The sequence below is a fragment of the Ruegeria sp. N7 genome (assembly GCF_056531345.1).
In genome coordinates, this window is record NZ_JBQFLR010000005.1 from 22328 (window position 1) to 40089 (window position 17762).

Annotated in this window: 17 protein-coding genes; 4 read left to right on the top strand and 13 right to left on the bottom strand. The window is 60.3% G+C overall.

Annotation, left to right across the window (positions count from 1 at the left end):
* Window positions 1-214: 214 nt before the first annotated feature.
* Complete coding sequence (locus ACR0ES_RS08570; RefSeq protein ID WP_209595877.1) at window positions 215-916, top strand: GntR family transcriptional regulator; 702 nt, start codon at window positions 215-217, stop codon at window positions 914-916.
* 6 nt (window positions 917-922) lie between these two features.
* Here ACR0ES_RS08570 and ACR0ES_RS08575 read toward each other — a convergent pair whose 3' ends face one another.
* Window positions 923-1381 (bottom strand): Lrp/AsnC family transcriptional regulator, encoded by a 459-nt coding sequence (locus ACR0ES_RS08575; RefSeq protein ID WP_209504239.1) that lies wholly within the window; start codon window positions 1379-1381, stop codon window positions 923-925.
* A complete protein-coding gene (locus tag ACR0ES_RS08580; RefSeq protein WP_267363387.1) occupies window positions 1378-1833 on the bottom strand; it encodes an Lrp/AsnC family transcriptional regulator in 456 nt (151 codons plus the stop codon). Before ACR0ES_RS08580 ends, ACR0ES_RS08575 begins: the two co-directional genes overlap by 4 nt.
* Window positions 1834-1964: 131 nt before the next feature.
* Between ACR0ES_RS08580 and ilvC the strand changes: the two genes are divergently transcribed.
* A complete protein-coding gene (gene ilvC, locus ACR0ES_RS08585; RefSeq protein ID WP_209504241.1) occupies window positions 1965-2987 on the top strand; it encodes a ketol-acid reductoisomerase in 1023 nt (340 codons plus the stop codon).
* A 46-nt stretch (window positions 2988-3033) separates the two neighbouring features.
* Here the strand turns inward: ilvC and ACR0ES_RS08590 are convergent, their stop codons facing one another.
* Together ACR0ES_RS08590 and ACR0ES_RS08595 are read right to left on the bottom strand one after the other, a co-directional pair.
* Window positions 3034-3489 carry an SRPBCC domain-containing protein gene (locus ACR0ES_RS08590; RefSeq protein ID WP_480537592.1) on the bottom strand — a complete coding sequence of 152 codons (456 nt, stop codon included), beginning with the start codon at window positions 3487-3489 and terminating at the stop codon, window positions 3034-3036.
* A complete protein-coding gene (locus ACR0ES_RS08595) occupies window positions 3486-3797 on the bottom strand; it encodes an ArsR/SmtB family transcription factor (protein WP_480870269.1) in 312 nt (103 codons plus the stop codon). Before ACR0ES_RS08595 ends, ACR0ES_RS08590 begins: the two co-directional genes overlap by 4 nt.
* 78 nt (window positions 3798-3875) lie before the next feature.
* Between ACR0ES_RS08595 and ACR0ES_RS08600 the strand changes: the two genes are divergently transcribed.
* Window positions 3876-4778 (top strand): DMT family transporter, encoded by a 903-nt coding sequence (locus ACR0ES_RS08600; RefSeq protein WP_480481417.1) that lies wholly within the window; start codon window positions 3876-3878, stop codon window positions 4776-4778.
* Here the strand turns inward: ACR0ES_RS08600 and glmM are convergent.
* The 9 genes from glmM to ACR0ES_RS08645 form a co-directional block, all read right to left on the bottom strand.
* Complete coding sequence (gene glmM, locus ACR0ES_RS08605) at window positions 4775-6118, bottom strand: phosphoglucosamine mutase (protein WP_480485988.1); 1344 nt, start codon at window positions 6116-6118, stop codon at window positions 4775-4777. The two genes, ACR0ES_RS08600 and glmM, sit on opposite strands and share 4 nt — an antisense overlap.
* A 33-nt stretch (window positions 6119-6151) precedes the next feature.
* On the bottom strand, window positions 6152-7150 hold the full coding sequence (gene folP, locus ACR0ES_RS08610; RefSeq protein WP_480870272.1) for a dihydropteroate synthase: 999 nt from the start codon (window positions 7148-7150) through the stop codon (window positions 6152-6154).
* Entirely contained in the window at window positions 7147-8067 is a 921-nt protein-coding gene (locus ACR0ES_RS08615; protein ID WP_480870275.1) for a dihydroneopterin aldolase, read from the bottom strand. Before ACR0ES_RS08615 ends, folP begins: the two co-directional genes overlap by 4 nt.
* 100 nt (window positions 8068-8167) lie before the next feature.
* Window positions 8168-9541: a multicopper oxidase family protein gene (locus tag ACR0ES_RS08620; protein WP_480870278.1), complete on the bottom strand. Its 1374-nt coding sequence runs from the start codon at window positions 9539-9541 to the stop codon at window positions 8168-8170.
* 73 nt (window positions 9542-9614) lie between these two features.
* Window positions 9615-10256 (bottom strand): cell wall hydrolase, encoded by a 642-nt coding sequence (locus ACR0ES_RS08625; protein ID WP_480485995.1) that lies wholly within the window; start codon window positions 10254-10256, stop codon window positions 9615-9617.
* A gap of 187 nt (window positions 10257-10443) precedes the next feature.
* Complete coding sequence (locus ACR0ES_RS08630; protein WP_480537580.1) at window positions 10444-12984, bottom strand: putative PEP-binding protein; 2541 nt, start codon at window positions 12982-12984, stop codon at window positions 10444-10446.
* An 89-nt stretch (window positions 12985-13073) separates the two neighbouring features.
* Entirely contained in the window at window positions 13074-15293 is a 2220-nt protein-coding gene (gene glyS / locus ACR0ES_RS08635; protein WP_480870281.1) for a glycine--tRNA ligase subunit beta, read from the bottom strand.
* Window positions 15294-15302: 9 nt separating this feature from the next.
* Window positions 15303-16550, bottom strand: coding sequence for a sodium/glutamate symporter (gltS, locus tag ACR0ES_RS08640; RefSeq protein ID WP_480870284.1), 1248 nt, complete (start codon window positions 16548-16550; stop codon window positions 15303-15305).
* On the bottom strand, window positions 16526-17047 hold the full coding sequence (locus tag ACR0ES_RS08645) for a DUF6446 family protein (RefSeq protein ID WP_480831787.1): 522 nt from the start codon (window positions 17045-17047) through the stop codon (window positions 16526-16528). Before ACR0ES_RS08645 ends, gltS begins: the two co-directional genes overlap by 25 nt.
* A 78-nt stretch (window positions 17048-17125) precedes the next feature.
* Here ACR0ES_RS08645 and ACR0ES_RS08650 point away from each other — a divergent pair, with 78 nt between their 5' ends.
* The gene (locus ACR0ES_RS08650) at window positions 17126-17758 is read left to right on the top strand and encodes a MarC family protein (protein WP_480870286.1); all 633 of its coding nucleotides are present in this window, start codon (window positions 17126-17128) and stop codon (window positions 17756-17758) included.
* The last annotated feature ends 4 nt before the right edge of the window (window positions 17759-17762 follow it).

Genomic DNA, 17762 nt, shown 5'->3' on the forward strand with positions numbered 1-17762 from the left:
ATCGTCAGTGCAGTCTTGGTCTCTTTACCTTGGCCAGTAAAGCCATTTCGCGACAAAAAGTGACGCGACGGAATGCGGGTAAAATCGACCCATTCGGTGCTGTATAACACTGGGAACACAAGAAAATGACGCCAACCAGTGTCACTTCCCCTTTACACTTCTGCTTGCTTCTGAACAGATGCGCACACTTTTTACTTGAAGGGATATTTTTCCTGTGACGATACAAAAGCGTATTAACTTCCAGTCCGTTCGAGATGAAGTAAAACGACGTATTGAAAGCCGCGTGTGGCCTCAGGGATCATTACTGCCGACCGAAACGCAACTGGCCGAAGAATTCAATTGCGCCCGCGCGACGGTGAACCGTGCCCTCAGGGAACTGGCCGATCAGGGTTTCATCGAACGCAAGCGCAAAAGCGGGACGCGGGTCAAGAAAGAGCCCAGCAAACACGCCAAGCTGGAATTCTCGCTGGCGCGGCAGATGGTCGAAAGCCAGAATGCCGTCTATCGCTATGCGCTGGTGGAACGGACTGTCGAGGCCTGCCCCCGCTGGCTGTCCTCTCAGCTTGATGTCCCCGCCGAGACGCGGGTTCTGCATGTCGTCTGTATGCATTACGCGGACAACCGCCCGTTCCAGCTTGAAGAGCGCTGGATCAATATCGAAACCGTCCCCGATGTGGAAAACGCCGACCTGACCCAGCAAGGACCGCATGAGTGGTTGCTGAATGCCGCTCCGTTCAACGATGCCGAGGTTGCGTTCTGCGCGATTTCCGCTGACGCAAGGCTGGCGGAATTCATGGGCACCACGGCGGGCGCGTCGATGATCCAGATGGAGCGCACCACCTGGAAAGAAGACAAACCGATCACGTTTGCCCGCCTGACCCATCATCCCGGATATTACATCCGCACCAGATATTAAGGCACGTCACCCAATCGGACCGGGCAGCCGTTCCTCGCTCAGCAGGACGTTCGCCTCGACATCGCCTGCGCCGGGCAGCGTCATGATCCGGCGCCGCAACACGCGTTCGAAATCGGACAGGTCCCGCGCCACGACGCGCAAGCGGTAGTCGTACAATCCCAGAACATGCTCGACGGTCTGCACTTCGGGGATGGCACTTACGGCGCGTTCGAAATCCTCAAGGCTGATCTGTCCCTTGCGCGCCAGCTTGACCCCCAGAAACACGGTCACACCGAATCCCAGCGCCTCGGCATTCAGACGCAGCCGCCGGCCCTTGATGATCCCGGCGTCCTCCAACCTGCGGATACGCCGCCAGGTGGCGGGCTGAGACAGGTTGAACCTCCGACCCAGGGCACCTGCGCTTTGGGTGGCGTCCTGTTGCAACGCACGCAGCAGACGGCGGTCAATCTCGTCCAGCTCGATCATACCGGTAACACCTCGTCCCGCTTGACCCGCGCGATATGCATCAGCGCTTCGATATCGGCGATATGCGGCAGGGTCAGGATCCGGTCCCGATAAAGCTGCTGATAGTGCTTCATATCCCGCGCTATAACGGACAGCCGGACATCCACCCGTCCCAGAAATGTCTGGATTTCGATCACCTCGGCCACGTTGCGGGCCTCTTCCATAAACTCGTCAAAGGCGCGGGCCTGTGTCTTGTCCAGGGTGATCCGAAGCGAGACTTCGACAGCATAGCCCATCGCGGTCCAGTCGATCACCGCCTCCTGCCCTTCGATGATCCCGGCTGCCTGCATCTTTTCCAGCCTGCGCCAACAGACACCTGCGCTGATCCGGCACAGATCGGCAAGTTCCGCGGTGGTCAGGCTGGGGTTCGCCTGAAAGTGACGCAAAATGCGCCGGTCGATATCGTCAAGCATGATTTTTTCAGTATTTTCCGTTTTCAAGAATTATTCTTCATCTTTTTTACAAATACTCAAGCCCAACCCTATCGCCAATCCGACGCACGGCAGGTAGAACCGCCCCAACCAAACCAGAAAGGACCGGCAAAATGCGCGTCTATTACGATCGCGATTGCGACATCAACCTGATCAAAGACAAGAAAGTGGCTATCCTGGGCTATGGCAGCCAGGGTCACGCCCACGCGCTGAACCTGCGCGACTCGGGTGCCAAGAACCTGGTCATCGCCCTGCGCGAAGGCTCGCCCTCGGCCAAGAAAGCCGAAGCGGAAGGTCTACAAGTGATGGGCATCGCCGAAGCGGCTGCCTGGTGCGACGTCATCATGTTCACCATGCCCGACGAGTTGCAGGCCGAAACCTACAAGAAATACGTCCATGACAACATCAAGCCTGGTGCCGCCATCGCCTTTGCCCACGGCCTGAACGTCCACTTCGGCCTGATCGAGCCAAAAGACGGTGTTGACGTCATCATGATGGCCCCCAAAGGCCCTGGCCACACCGTGCGCGGCGAATACACCAAAGGCGGCGGTGTGCCCTGCCTGGTCGCGGTTCACAACGATGCAACCGGCAAGGCGCTGGAAATCGGCTTGTCCTACTGCTCGGCCATCGGTGGCGGCCGTTCGGGCATCATCGAGACCAACTTCCGCGAAGAATGCGAAACCGACCTGTTCGGCGAACAGGCCGTTCTGTGCGGTGGACTGGTCGAACTGATCCGCTGCGGCTTTGAAACTCTGGTCGAGGCCGGTTACGCACCCGAGATGGCCTATTTCGAGTGTCTGCACGAAGTGAAGCTGATCGTTGACCTGATCTATGAAGGCGGTATTGCCAACATGGATTACTCGATCTCGAACACGGCTGAGTATGGCCAGTATGTCACCGGTCCGCGCATCCTGAAATACGACGAGACCAAAGCCCGCATGAAAGCGGTTCTGGACGACATCCAGCAGGGCAAATTCGTCCGTGACTTCATGCTGGAAAACGCCGTTGGCCAGCCGACCATCAAAGCGTCGCGCCGCGCCAATGACGAGCATATGATCGAAGAGACCGGCGCCAAGCTGCGCGGCATGATGCCGTGGATCTCGGCCGGCAAGATGGTCGACAAAGAAAAGAACTAAACCTGACCGATGTCAGGCAAAGGGCGGCCCAGGCGGTCGCCCTTTTTCATTTTAAGACCGCTTTGGCAAAGCATTCACCCAGAACGATATCCCATCCCGTATCGTAGCCGCCGCGCTTTTGGGGCGCTTCATCTGCCCAGACATCCCAGCCGGAATGCGTCAGGGTGACTTTTGCCTGCCCCGAACCGCAATCCTCAAAACGCACATCGACGCGCGTAGGAGACCCCTTGTTGGTGCCCGGATGCCAGGTGAATGCCACGGATCGGCCGGGATCGATCGCCAGCACCTGACCCCAGTCGGCACGGGTTCCGTCGAACATGACCTCATAGACCGCGCCACCGATCCGGGGTTCAATAACCACGTCCCTTGCCGGTTGTCCCTGCGATGCGGACACCGCGTGGCTGTCCAGCGGCCACCATGTACCGATGCGGTTGACGAAGATGTCGAAAGCACGCGCAGCTGAGGCACCTACGGCAATTGTTTTGACAATCGGGTCTGTCATGGCCTCTCTCCGGCTCTGGTCACCTCATCTGCAAAGCTGTTCATCACGTCGGTCCAGTACCGGTCGAGCCATCTGCGCAGCTCTGCCAGCCCCTCGGGGCGCACCGCATAGATCCGGCGCGTCCCTTTCGCGTGGCATGTCACCAGCCCGGCATCCGACAGCACCTTGAGATGTTGCGAGACGGCCGGTCGGCTTACCGGCAGCTTTGACGCAAGTTCGCCCACTGCCTGAGGCTGGCTGGCGACGGCTTCGAACACCTGCCTGCGGGTTGCATCGCCCAAAGCTGAAAATGTCAAATCGTAAGTCATTGCTTACGGTAAGTACAAACTAACGTTAAGTCAAGATCAGCCCGTGACACCGGCGCGCACGCGGGATAAGGGGATGGAATGGTTGAACAACCCACGAAACAGGACTGGAGCGGCGTTTTCACGCTGGGGCTTATTTGGGGCGGCACATTCATGGTCGTCGCGATGGCTTTGGAAGGCTATGGCCCGATTACCGTGGCGACATCGCGCACCACATTAGGGGCGGTGACGTTGCTTGTCCTGATGCGGATCACCGGGCGCCGCATGCCGGTTTTGACACCCGCGCTGACTACATCAATCCTGCTGATTGGCGTGCTGTCGACTGCGGTGCCTTTCATGCTGCTTAGCTGGGGGCAGCAATATGTGCCCTCGGCTTTTGCAGGGTTGTCCATGGCTGCAATTCCGCTGATGGTGCTGCCGCTGGCGCATTTCTTTTCTGACGAGCCGCTGAACCTGCGACGGTTTCTGGGCGTGTGCCTTGGGTTTTCCGGCGCATTGGTCCTGATCGGACCCGGTCTGGCAAAGCTGGGCCAGGGGACCGAGCCGCTGGCGCAGCTGGCCTGTGTCTCGGCTGCCCTCTGCTATGCCTCGACATCGATCCTGACGCGGCGTTGCCCGCCGGTCGAGCCGCTGGCGCTGGCCGCGCTGACCCTGCTGGTCGGCGCTGTTCTGCTGGTGCCCATCATGCTGCTGGTCGAAGGCATCCCCACATGGCAGGGCAACCGCCCATCGCTGGCCCTGATCGTGCTTGGCCTGATCCCCACAGCATTCGCCAATTTGCTGCGGGTTTCGATCACCCGCAGCGCCGGATCGGTGTTTTTGACACTGGTGAATTATCAGGTGCCGATCTGGTCGATGGTGTTCGGGGCCTGGATCCTGTCCGAGGCCCTGCCCCTGCGATTCTACGTCGCCCTGGCCCTGATCCTGACGGGCATGGCCATCAGCCAGTGGTTCAGCCTGCGCAGAGTTCTGTTCGGGCGCTAGCCTGCGGCGGCTTCGACCTCGGCCACGATGCTGTCGACGACCTGGACCAGCAGCGCGTCATCCTCGCATTCGGCCATAACGCGGATCAGCGGCTCGGTGCCGGATTTACGGATCAGCAACCGTCCCTGCCCGTTCAGCCGCGCCTCGGCATCGGCAATGGCCGCTTTAACGCTTTGAACTTCAAGCGGAGTTTGACCGTTGGCATAGCGGACGTTCTTCAACAGCTGCGGCACGGTTTCGAACTGCTTGGACAGGTCCGAGGCTTTGCGACCAGACAGAACCATCTCGGCCAGGAAATGCAGACCGGCCATCAGGCCATCGCCGGTGGTGGCATAATCGCTCATCACGATATGACCGGATTGTTCACCGCCCAGGTTGAAGCCACCTTCGCGCATACGTTCGACCACATAGCGGTCGCCGACCGCCGTGCGTTCCAGTCGCATACCGTGTGACGACAGGTGCCGTTCGAGCCCGAGATTGGACATCACAGTGGCCACAAGGGCATTGCCTTTCAACTGCCCGGATTTTTTCCAGGCCGTCGCCAGCAATGCCATAAGCTGATCGCCATCGGCGACCTGACCGGTTTCGTCGACGATAACGACCCGATCCGCGTCGCCGTCCAGACAGACACCAACGTCAGCGCCATGCGCCACGACGGTTTCGGCGGCCAGTTGCGGCTTGGTCGATCCGCAGTTGAGGTTGATGTTCTTTCCGTTGGGCGCAATGCCAACCGGGATCACGTCTGCGCCCAGTTCCCAAAGAACCTCGGGCGCGGTGCGGTGGGCGGCGCCATTGGCACAGTCGATCACCACCTTGAGGCCATCCAGACGCACATCGCGCGGCAGCGAGGATTTCACACGCTCGCCGTATCTGAACCGGGCGTCATCAACACGACGCGCCCGTCCGATGTTCTGGGCCTGAGCAGGCCGGACACCTTCGTCGATCAGCTTTTCGATGTCTATCTCGGCCTGATCGGACAGTTTATAGCCGTCGGGGCCAAAGAACTTGATACCGTTGTCCTCTGCCGGGTTGTGGCTGGCCGAGATCATGACACCCAGATCGGCCCGCATCGAGCGCGTCATCAGACCCACCGCAGGCGTGGGGACCGGCCCCAGCAACAGCACATTCATTCCTGTTGAGGTCAAACCGGCGGTCAGCGCGTTTTCCAGCATATAGCCGGACAGGCGCGTGTCCTTGCCGATGACGACCCGGTGCACACCGGTCGCATCGCGCCGGAAATAGCGCCCCACCGCAGCCCCGATGCGCAACGCCATTTCCGCCGTCATCGGATGCGTGTTGGCCGTGCCCCGCACCCCATCGGTTCCGAACAGCTTGCGCATTGGTGTCACTCCGTGATTTTCCGTGAGACCGGATTACCGGACAGCAGCCCATAGGCGCAAGGCCTGAGCGGTCTCGGCGACGTCGTGAACGCGAATGATCTGCACGCCCTGGGACAATCCGGCCAAAGCCACGGCAATTGAACCCGGAGCGCGGGCAGTCTTGTCCGGTTCCCGTCCAATTGTTCCGATAAAGCCCTTGCGGGACACGCCCAGCAGGATCGGGCAGCCAAGCCCGTGAAACAGGCTGAGATTGCGCAGCAAGGTCAGGTTATGGTCTTCGGTCTTGCCGAAACCGATGCCCGGATCGACGATGATCAGGTCGCGCCGAAGCCCCAGGCTTTCCAGCAGAGTGATCTGGGTTTCGAGGAAGTCGTAAACATCCAGCAACACGTTGTCGTAGCTGGGGTTTTCCTGCATCGTGGCCGGATCACCCTGCATATGCATAACGCAGACCGGTGTGCCCTTGGCGGCGCAAAACGGTGCCAGTTCGGGATCGAACGTGAACCCCGAGACATCGTTGACCAGCCCAGCGCCCGCCGCACACGCCGCTTTAGCGACGCTGGCTTTGCGGGTGTCGATTGAAATCAGGGCATCCGTTTGCGCGCGAATCGCCTCGATCACCGGGCGGGTGCGGGCAATTTCCTGATCTGCCGGAATGAAATCCGCACCCGGGCGCGTTGATTCCCCGCCGACATCCAGAATGGTGGCCCCATGCGCCACCATCCGGGCGGCGGCATCGCGGGCGGCCTCGACCGAGCTGTGAACGCCCCCGTCCGAGAAACTGTCAGGCGTAGTGTTGAGAATGCCCATGATATGCGGCACCTGCATATCCAGCCCGGCGATGGGTGCGCGCGGGCCGGTCAAGCGCTCCAACGCCCCACCGGGAATGTCCGATGCCGCCATGATCTGCGGAGCGGTATCGCGCCCAAGCGCTTCGACATGGGTAAACCACAGGGGTTGACCGGCCAGAGAGTGCGCGCCAGCGGGCCGGGTCTGGCCGTGCTGAACCAGCGGTCTGAAATAGATGCTCACAATTGGGCCTGATCCACGGCCACAGCCCGCAGCGGGGTTTTGGGCGCTTTCGGCAATTCGCCGCCGATAACCATCATTTCACTGGCTTCAAAGGTCGCGGCAAACCATGCGGCCAGAGCCACGGCGTCGGAGGGCGCGGCAGAAGGGCCATCCACCGCGTCCAGAACGATCTTGGACGGGGCCCAGACGCAGATCTGGCCGTTCTTCATGGCCCAGTCCAGTTCCGTCCGAGTTGAAACCACCTTGCAGCGGTGATCGCGTGCGGCCAGAACCCACGCGTTTTGCTCGATCGCAAGCAGGTCAATCCGGCGCTGTGTCATTGCGTGGCCGGTTTGCGGCGCAGCCAGGTCTGACGCCCCCACACACAGGATCAGCGGGCGCTGGCGGTTCTGCAACTGGTCGATCCACCCGGTCAGATTGTCCGAGGCGATGGCGTCATTCGATAGATAGACCAGACGGGGATGCGGGCGGTCTTCCTCGGTCACGTCGTGATGAACCGAGTCTTTCCCGCGCACGATCTCGACCCCAAGAGCGCCCGGACCACGATCCAGTTTTTCGATGCGAACAAAGACCCTTACAGCCTGAGGTTCATGCAAGATACGTTCGGCCACACGTTCGGCCAGGGTTTCAAGCAGGTTCAGACGCTCGGCCGCGAGCTCATAGGCAATGGATTCCGTCACCCGGTCATAAGACAGGATGCGATCCACATCGTCGTCAATGGGGTCAGTAAGAGGCCGGACTTCGACGACGATATTGAAACAGATCCGCTGGGTTGTTCCCCGCTCGGCCTGAAACGCACCGATTTCAACCTCGACAATATGGTCGCGCAGGGAAATGCGGTCCAGCGGCTCTCGGGGCGAGGTCGCCTCGGACCGTTCGGACGGGTGCGCAAATGCCAGTCGGATTTCAGAACTCATGGGTCCGGCCTTTTCGGCTTGTTGCAGGGCTTGCCCACTATAGGCGTTGCAAGGGCCTATAACATTCAAACAAACGCCATTCCAACCGCCGAATGCGGCGTCAGGTGACGCGAAACCAGCTCATCATACCCGAAGCGGCATGTCCCAGCATATGGCAATGCAACAGCCAGTCCCCCGGATTATCCGCGACCAGCGCGACCTGGCGGGTTTGTCCGCGATCAACCAAAACAGTGTCGCGCCACGGGCCAAGCGATCCGTCCGGCTGGATCAGTCGGAAGTGGTGGCCATGCAAATGCATGGCATGTGGAAAGACTGTTTCATTGACAAACTCGATCCTGTGAAGGCCGCCGGTCCGGGCGTCCAGAAACGGGTCGGACGGGCGTTCCGCATAACCGTTCAGGGCCCAGAACCGGCCCAACTGCGCCAATTCCTGGCCTGACAATTCAGTGTCCCCGATCCGGGCGTTGTCCAGCCAGCGCATCGCCCCGCCTTGCAGGGACATCCGGTGCAATGGAGCGGATGAGACATCCTCGATGACTGGCAAAGGGTTGGGCGGCAACGCTGCCACGCCTTGTCGTGGCGCGGGTGAGAGAGGTTCGTCGACATCGAACCGAACGATGCCAAAGGCACCGTCGCGTTCAACACTCACCAGACTTGCCGTATCGCCCGCAGCCACGACATCCACAACCAGATCGATACGTTGTGCGGGGGCGATTGGGAAAGCCCCCGACAATGGGATCGGCGTTCCCAGTGGCATACCGTCAAGGGCGACGATCCAACCAAACAACCCGTCGAGATCCAGGTCGAAAATCCGCGCGTTGGAGGCGTTGATCAGGCGTAGCCGGAGACGGTCGTTCCGTCGCGCCTGAACGCGCGGGTCAAGGGATCCGTTAACAGTGATGATATTCCCCAGTCGGCCAGCGTGGCTGAGATCATGGCCATTGTCGAAATCATCCGTGATCTGGGCGGTTTCAGGATCAAGCCTCCAGTCGTCCAGCATCAGCACCAGATCCTGATCCACATCGGAGGCCGCGGTTTCTTCGACGATCAGCGGCCCGTAAAGCCCGCGCGCAACCTGTTCCATCGACTGGTTATGCGCATGATACCAATAGGTCCCTGCGTCGGGAACGACGAAGGAGTAATCAAAGCTTGCGCCCGTCTCGACCGCGTCCTGCGTCAGGCCGGGCACGCCGTCCATGGCGTTTTCAATGCGAATGCCGTGCCAATGGACCGAAGTTGCTTGCGGAAGCTGGTTCATCAGGGTGCGCTGGATGCGGTCGCCCTGCCTGACGCGCAGTTCAACGCCGGGGACAGACCCGTCATATGTCCAGACTTCCGTTTCAGGATAACTTGCAGGCGCGATCGGGTGTTTGGTTACACGCGCATTAAGCGGTGCAAAACCCGCGCTGGCCACACGCGGCATCAGCAATGCTGCTGCAGCCGTTTGCAAAAGGTGTCTGCGGTTCAAAATCATTACGGGCCTCCTGGCCCGCAATATAGGATGCAACCTGCCCCGCGCCAGCAAGCTTCCAGCGCGGGTGCGTCAATCAGTTGCTCGCTGTCCGGTAGTTGTGGCGGTAAAAAACGTGCACGCCGATTTTCGCCGTCTGTTTATAGACCCGCGACCAGGATGGGCGAACCGACGTCGTGTGATAGTGCGTCGCCCCTTCGGTCAACTCATCCGCCACGCCATCAATGGCTGCCCGCGCGACTTTTGCCACACGCTCATACGCCGTTTTCTCGTGGATGACCTCTTTGCGGCCATCGCAGGTGTATGTGAACTGGCACTGGTATTTCTTGCCGGTCCCCTGATGGATCACCCCGCACAGGGAATCCGGGAAACGGCTGCTTTTGACCCGGTTCAGGATCACTTCGGCAACCGCGAACTGGCCGCGCACGCTTTCGCCGCGCGCCTCGAAGTACAGGGCTTCGGACAGGCATTTCCAGTTTTCACCACCGGAGGCCTTTGGTTGCTGGTCAAGCCAGTCTTTGGAGAAGGACACTTCGACAGGTTCAGCCGCCTTGCGGGGCTGGAACAGCTTGAAATAGTCCCGAAAACTTTGCGCTGGCAGCTCGCTGCGGGCGACAAGTTCTTGTTTTGCAGTATCAGTCGCTTCCTTCTCAGCGAAGGATGCACTCGGCAGAACGGTTGCCGCCACTGCGGCAACAGCCAATATGTAACGTAGCATCAGATAACCTCGCACAGGCACATCACGCGCCTTACCCTCCCCCGGCGGGCGCGACGAGGCTGATACCCCAGACTGACGCAAAGGTCCAGTATCTTGAAAAAAGCAAGTGGAAAATCGCCCGTAGCGAAAATATTTTTCGCCTACGAGTGACCGTATAACCCACTATTCCTTGGGGTTCGGCGCGGTGTCAACCCCCAAGTCTGGAGGAAATCGCCAGTTGAGCGGCAGCCAGCCGAGCGACCGGAACCCGGAACGGTGAGCATGACACATAGTCGAACCCAAGATCGCGACAGATGGCGATTGATTCGGGGTTCCCGCCGTGTTCGCCACAGACCGAAAGGGTCACATCCGGCTTCGCGGCACGCCCGCGTTCCGCCCCGAGTTTCAGCAGCTCGCCCACCCCGTCCGGATCAAGGACATGGAACGGATCTTCGGTAAAGACCCCCTGCCGCACGTAAGCGGACATGAAACGACCGGCATCGTCGCGGGACAGGCCGTAGGTCATCTGCGTCAGGTCGTTCGTTCCAAAACTCATGAACGCGGTCTGCGGCGCGATCTCTTCCGCGCGCAGACAGGCGCGTGGCGTTTCGACCATGACGCCCAGCCGATATTCGAACTTCTGCCCGCGTTCCGATTCAACGGCGGCGGCGACCGAGTCGATGCGGGATTTGACCAGTTCAACCTCGCGCTTGGCGGATACCAGCGGGATCATCACTTCGGGCACCACCGGAGCACCGTTTTTTCGTGCGTCAAGCGTGGCTTCAAAAATCGCGCGCGCCTGCATGTCGTAGATCTCGGGTACGGTGACACCCAGACGAACGCCGCGCAGGCCCAGCATGGGGTTGTATTCGGTCATCGCCTCAACCCGGCGTTCGACGTCGGACACGGGCAGGTCCAGCGCCTCGGCCAACTCCCGTTGCCCGGTGCGCGTTGTCGGCAGAAATTCATGCAAGGGTGGATCGAACAGGCGGATGCAGACAGGCTGACCTTCCATGATCCTGAACAGCTGAACAAAATCCTCGCGCTGCATCGGAAGCAGGCGTTCCAGCACTGCCGCCCTGCCCGCCGAGGTTTGCGCAAAGATCATTTCGCGCATCACGATCAGACGGCCGGGATCAAAGAACATATGTTCGGTCCGGCACAGACCGATCCCCTGAGCCTGAAAGTTCCGGGCCGTCTGCGCATCAGCCGGTGTGTCGGCATTGGCACGGATGTCGATGTCACGCTCGGCATCGGCCCAGCCCATCAGCGTCTGGAAACAGTCATCCAACGCGGCCTCGAGCATGGCGGGCTGACCGGCCAGAACCTGACCCGAGCTGCCGTCAATGGTGACAATATCGCCGGTTTTAAATACCCGCCCATCCGGTGCGGTCAGCATCTTGTCTTTCGTCTGAAACCGCATTTCCGAGGCCCCGACGATACAGGGCAGGCCCAATCCGCGCCCGATCACGGCCGCGTGGCTGGTCATGCCGCCCTTTTCCGTCAGAACCGCAACAGCAGCGTGCATCCCGCGCACATCCTCGGGCGAGGTTTCCCGGCGCACCAGAACACACGCCTCGCCACGGGCGGCACTGGCCTGTGCTTCGGCCGAGGTGAACACGATCTTGCCGGTCGAGGCACCGGGGCTGGCACCAATGGCGGTGGTCAGCACGTCGCGGCGCGCATCAGGGTGGACCTGACGGTGCAGAAGTTCGTTCAGCGCGTGCGGGTCGACACGCATCACCGCCTCTTGCGGCGGTATGATACCGTCTTCGGCAAGACGTACGGCAATGCGCATGGCCGCGCGAGCCGATCGCTGCACCCGGACGCCATCCAGAATATGCACAGTGCCGTCCTGAATGACGAATTCGACCTGCATCTCTTCGCGCAGTTTCTCGCGCATCAGGGCAGCATGCGTTTTGACATCGGCGAAAGCATTGGGCGCGACCTCTTCCAGCGAGGGGCCGCGCGGGTCTTTTTCCAGAAACAGGGCGGCCACATCTTTGCCCAACGCATCGCGCCCCTGGCTCTGGCTGAGGTAGCGACCGGTGATCTGTGGCATTCCGGTTGTGGAATCAACCAGTTGCAGAACGCCCGATCCGCATTCCCCTTTGCCGACGCCGGGGATCATCTCTTGAATGACCAACCCAAGCCCGGCGTCAGCGGGTGCCCCCTTGGCCTGCCGCAGCAAGCGCGCGGACGTCCCGTCCCATGCACGTGCCATCGAGCGCAGAACGCCGATCAGCTGTTCGCCCCTGTCCTGCGGAAAGACCTCGTCGGTTTCATCCTCGTAGGCGCGCAGCGAATGGCGCAGCCCCTCGCGGCCATCAGCGTCAATGTCATCAAACACATCCGCATCCAGCCGCGCCACGTGGATCGCATAGCTTTGAACGAACCTCAGATACAGGGCTGCGGCGGCCTCGGCCCCCATGGTGTCGGACAGGTCGACATAACGGGCATCGTTCATTCCGATATTGAGAACCGCGCCGGGACCACCCCAATCGGGGTCTTCGGAACTGGGCCGGACGCATAGCAACGAGGTCGGATCGAACTGTTCGAGGATCGCCGCAATATCCGGGGTTGTCCCTTCTGCGATCTGGTGAACGGCATCAAATGACAACGCAACGGTTCGGGGCACCGGCAGGTCCAGCCGGACCAGACGTTGCAGACATTTGGCCCGCCCGCCATGTGTATGGGCGGTGACAGGCGCGTCGGATGTGATGAGCGTCGTATTCGGATTATTCTGCACTGCAGCACCTTTTGGTTTGCCTGCAGCATAAGCGCTTGCGCCCTTCACGCAAGAGCGTTGTGGGCGCGCGTGCCAGCGCGCCCGGTCGTTTACCCTTCGATCCGGGTCAGATCGGCCACGCTGGAGCAGATCTGACGGATCTGGCTGAGCAGGTTCAGCCGGTTGCGGCGAACAATGTCATTATCGGTGTTGACCTGCACATCCTCAAAGAACGCATCCACCGGCCCGCGCAGCCCCGCCATGGCGGCCATGGCCGTGGGGAAATCTTCGGATTTCAGCGCGGGTTCGATTTTTGCCTGAGCTGCGTTCAAGGCCGCAAACAATGCCTTTTCGCTGTCGGTTTCGGCGAATTTCACATCCGCACCATAGGAATATTCCACCCCATCCTTTTCCTCGGCCTGGGTCAGGATGTTGTTTGCGCGCTTGAAACCCTGCACAAGGTTTTCGCCATCTTCAGTCGCGATCACCGCGTTCAGCGCGCGGGCGCGTTTGACCAGCAGATTGAGGTCATCATTGCCGTCCATCGCGATACAGGCGTCAATGACGTCGTGACGGATGCCTTCGTCGCGGAGGAAGACCTTGAGGCGGTCGTGGAAGAAGGAGAGGAGATCGTCGGATGCGTCGGGGATCTTCTTTTCAAGGCTCAGGAAATCGGCGCCCGACACTTCGCCCAGCCTTTCCTTGACAGTCTGGAAGGCTGCGCCAAACACGCCGTGATCTGCGATTTCTTCTAAAAGTTCGTCAACGTTTTCCGCCGCCAGCGCCTCGTTTGCAGCGCTTTCAGCACGCAGCAGCTGTCCGTCGAAAAACCGATCCAGATGCAGGCGCAGGTCATTGTCGAGCACCAACCGGATAACCCCAAGTGCCGCACGGCGCAGGGCAAACGGGTCTTTCGAGCCGGTAGGCTTTTCATCAATCGCCCAGAACCCCGCCAGCGTGTCCAGCTTGTCGGCCAATGCAACGGTCACCGACAGCGGAGCCGTGGGCACATCATCCGACGGCCCCAAAGGCGAGTAGTGCTCTTGCGCGACAGCAGCCACGGCGGCATCTTCACCTGCCGCTTTGATGTAATACCGCCCCATAAGGCCCTGAAGTTCGGGGAATTCGTAGACCATTTCCGAGCTGAGGTCGGCCTTGGCCAGGCGCGCGGATTTTTCAGCCTGATCGGCATCAGCTCCGGTCACTGGGGCCAGTTCGCGGGCCAGGGCGGCGATGCGCCCGATCCGGTCGGCCTGCGTTCCCAGTTTGTTGTGGAAGGTGACGTTTTCCAGCGCGCGGGTCCATTGTGCAATGTCCGATTTGGCAATGCGCAGGTCATTTTCCCAAAAGAACTTGGCATCGGCCAGACGGGCCGACAGCACTTTCTGATTGCCCGCCAGAATGGTCGCGCCATTGTCAGCGGTTTCGCGGTTCGCAACAGTGACGAACCGTTCAATCCGGCCCGTTTTGGGATTGCGGACCGAGAAGAACTTTTGGTGTTCTTTCATCGAGGTTTGCAGCACCTCGGGTGGCAGGTCGAGGAATTCGTCGTCGATCCGCCCCATCAGGACAACCGGCCATTCGACCAGACCGGCGACCTCGGCCAGCAGGCCCTGATCTTCGACCAGTTCAAGACCGGCGGCAAAGGCCATGTTCTGGGCGTCGTTCCAGATGTGCCGGGCGCGTTCCTCGGGGGACAGGACGACAAAAGCCCGCTTCAGCTTGGCCGCGTAATCGTCAAAAGACGTGACCGAAAACCGGTTGGGCGCCATAAAGCGGTGGCCTGCTGTGGTGTCGCCGGACGAAATGCCATCGACATCCATTGGCACGACCTGCGCCCCGGCCTCATCCGTCAGAATGCACAGGATCGAATGCAGCGGGCGCACCCAGCGCAAGCTGCCACTGCCCCAGCGCATGGATTTTGGCCAAGGGAAATTGCGGATGGTGGTTTCGAGCACTTCGGCAATGATCTCGGCCGCGGGGCGACCGGCCTTTTCGATGGTGGCGAAATAGATGGCCCCCTTGGGCGTTTCGCGTTCTTCCAGCTGATCACGGGTCAGGCCCGCGCCGCGCAGGAACCCTTCGATTGCCTTGTCGGGCGCGCCGACCTTTGGGCCCTTGCGTTCTTCCCGGATGGTGGGGCTTTTCGCCAGCAGCCCTTCGACCGCCAGCGTCAGGCGGCGGGGCGTGGTCAGAGCGGCTGCGTTTGCATAGGTCAAACCGGCCTCGACCAGACCATCGGTAATCCGCTTTTTCAGATCCTCGCCGGCACGGGCTTGCATCCGTGCGGGGATCTCTTCGGAGAACAGTTCGATCAGCAGGTCGGGCATTGTCGGTCCTTAGAAATTGACGATCGTCTGAATGACGATGGCATTGGCGATATCCACAAAGAAGGCGGATACAAGGGGCAGCACGATAAAGGCAATAGGCGATGGGCCATATCGCTTGGTCACGGCTGTCATATTTGCGATTGCGGTGGGTGTGGCCCCCAACGCAAAGCCGCCAAACCCGGCGGCCAGTACAGCAGCGCGATAGTTGGACCCCATGACCGGGAACAGCACCCAGAGGACGAACAGCACCGCGAACACCGTCTGCGCTGTCATGATCACGGCAATGGCCATGCCAAGCTGCGCAATGGTCCAGAGTTGCAGGCTCATCAGCGACATTGCCAGAAACGCGCCCAGCGCAAATTCCGAAATCAGCGCCAGCGATGGTGTGCGCGACACTTTCGGAGCGCCGGGAAACAGCGCGTCCCGCAGATTGGCGATCACGATGCCCATGATCAGGCAGGGCACGAACAGCGGCAGTTTCAGCCCGGCGGCGGCAATTGATTCATTCAGCGCATATCCCGAGATGATCGCCAGGTTCAGGTGCAGCAAGACGCGCATGACGGTCAGATGATCGATGTTTGCGGTGTGCCCGTCATGCTCATCCGGCAATCCGATGCTGTGTTCTTCGTCGGGGCGGTCAGGCGTCAGGCCGCGCCGTTCGACCAGCAGGCGCGCAATCGGGCCGCCAACCAGCGCGGCAAGCACCAATCCAAGGGTGGCGACGGCCACACCCAGTTCGGTCGCGCCGTCAAGGCCCGTTGCCTGCGCCACGTCCGGCGCCCATGCGATTGCCGTACCGTGCCCACCGATCAGAGCGGCCGATCCGAACAACACACCGGCCTGTGCGGGATAGCCGAAGATCACCGCCCCAGCCGCGCCAATCACATTCTGAAAGATAATCGTCGCCAGAGTGAGAATCAAAAGCAAGATTAACGGCTTACCGCCCGCAATGAGGTCAGACAGACGGGCGTTCAGGCCGATCCCGGCAAAAAACAGGACCAGCAGGAAATCGCGGGCTGTCAAGCCAAAGGACAGTTCGATCCCGAAGACCAGATAGAGCGTCAGAACCACCAGCGAGGCCAGCAGGCCCCCTGTTACGGGTTCGGGGATGTTGAAATTGCGCAGGGTTGTCACACGTGCGTTGATCTCGGCCCCGATCAGATAGACCGCAAACCCCAGAGTGGCCGTCAGGAAATCGGGGATTTCTATGACATGGCCCACGGTCTGCTCCTTCAGTTTTCCGGGCGCGGTGGACATTCCTCGCCCACGACGGTACCGTCATAGGCTTTTTCACCGCAATTGTTCAACGCATGCCAGACATAGCCCTTGCCATCCGCGGTGATCGCCACAATCCGGTCGACACCGAAATGGATGTTCTTCACCCCCATGAACGCCCGCGCCTGCCCGGATTCAAGCGCTTCCGCCAAAGACACCGCATCGTAGCAATCAAACCATCCCGGTGCGGTCAGGGGTTCGGAGTTTTCGACAGGCACGTATCCAGCCATCTGGTCCGGCGACAATTCGGTCTCGAAACAGGCGCGATACCGGATAGGCGAACTGTCGGCGTCGATTGCCTGAAACCCGGAATAGGCGATGGGTTCCGGCACACCGCCTGCATCCGTCATCAGGGCAACGTCCTGCCCCGGTTGCGGTTCGACCTCATAATAATAGCCGTAGACCTGTAGATAATACATGCCGACGCCTGCCACGATGGCCGACAGCAGCAGAAGAATTGCCAGCAGTTTTCCCGTCATCTTTCAGGCCGCCTCTTTCAAGTTCTTGTAAAATGGGACAGGTTTCATCGGGGAACAGGCAGAAACGAGGTCTACACGATGGAATCCACCCTTGCCGTCGGATTTTTCGGCGCATTGTTTGCGATCATGAACCCGGTCACCAACCTGCCGGTGTTTCTGAGCGTCACTCAGGACCTGTCTGCCGCCGAACAGCGCAAGATTGCGGTCAAAACCGTGATCTACTGCCTGATCCTTGGCGGTGCCTTTGCCCTGGTCGGCAGTCAGGCGCTTGGCCTTTTTGGCATCAGCGTCAATCATCTGCGCGTCGCCGGTGGTCTGGTTGTCATGATGATCGGTCTGAACATGCTGAACGGGCACGAAAGCACCTCTCATCACGGGACGAAGGGGGAGAAGGACGCTTACCCCGAAGCCGACACCGTCGCCTTTTATCCGCTGGCCTTTCCAATTCTGGTAGGCCCCGGTACCATCACCACGCTGATCCTGTATGCACACCAGATCAAGAAGCCCATAGAAGCCATTGTTTATGCAGGCGTATTCCTTGCCGTTGTTGGCCTGCTTCTGATCACGTTCTGGAACGCGGCCTGGCTGGCCCAACGCCTGTCCGACACCGCGCGCGTGATCATGAGCCGCTTTATGGGGATGATTCTGGCGGCTATCGCCGTCAGCATGATCGCGGACGGCCTGAAAGCCCTGTTGCCGGGGCTGGCCTGATCGC

Excerpts from the sequence above, each read along its gene's own strand:
- ACR0ES_RS08575 (WP_209504239.1), bottom strand. The coding sequence starts at position 1,381 with ATGATCGAGCTGGACGAGATTGACCGCCGTCTGCTGCGTGCGTTGCAA.
- ACR0ES_RS08580 (WP_267363387.1), bottom strand. The coding sequence starts at position 1,833 with ATGCTTGACGATATCGACCGGCGCATTTTGCGTCACTTTCAGGCGAAC.
- ilvC (WP_209504241.1), top strand. The coding sequence starts at position 1,965 with ATGCGCGTCTATTACGATCGCGATTGCGACATCAACCTGATCAAAGAC.
- ACR0ES_RS08590 (WP_480537592.1), bottom strand. The coding sequence starts at position 3,489 with ATGACAGACCCGATTGTCAAAACAATTGCCGTAGGTGCCTCAGCTGCG.
- ACR0ES_RS08595 (WP_480870269.1), bottom strand. The coding sequence starts at position 3,797 with ATGACTTACGATTTGACATTTTCAGCTTTGGGCGATGCAACCCGCAGG.
- ACR0ES_RS08600 (WP_480481417.1), top strand. The coding sequence starts at position 3,876 with ATGGTTGAACAACCCACGAAACAGGACTGGAGCGGCGTTTTCACGCTG.
- glmM (WP_480485988.1), bottom strand. The coding sequence starts at position 6,118 with ATGCGCAAGCTGTTCGGAACCGATGGGGTGCGGGGCACGGCCAACACG.
- ACR0ES_RS08615 (WP_480870275.1), bottom strand. The coding sequence starts at position 8,067 with ATGAGTTCTGAAATCCGACTGGCATTTGCGCACCCGTCCGAACGGTCC.
- ACR0ES_RS08620 (WP_480870278.1), bottom strand. The coding sequence starts at position 9,541 with ATGATTTTGAACCGCAGACACCTTTTGCAAACGGCTGCAGCAGCATTG.
- ACR0ES_RS08625 (WP_480485995.1), bottom strand. The coding sequence starts at position 10,256 with ATGCTACGTTACATATTGGCTGTTGCCGCAGTGGCGGCAACCGTTCTG.
- glyS (WP_480870281.1), bottom strand. The coding sequence starts at position 15,293 with ATGCCCGACCTGCTGATCGAACTGTTCTCCGAAGAGATCCCCGCACGG.
- gltS (WP_480870284.1), bottom strand. The coding sequence starts at position 16,550 with ATGTCCACCGCGCCCGGAAAACTGAAGGAGCAGACCGTGGGCCATGTC.
- ACR0ES_RS08645 (WP_480831787.1), bottom strand. The coding sequence starts at position 17,047 with ATGACGGGAAAACTGCTGGCAATTCTTCTGCTGCTGTCGGCCATCGTG.
- ACR0ES_RS08650 (WP_480870286.1), top strand. The coding sequence starts at position 17,126 with ATGGAATCCACCCTTGCCGTCGGATTTTTCGGCGCATTGTTTGCGATC.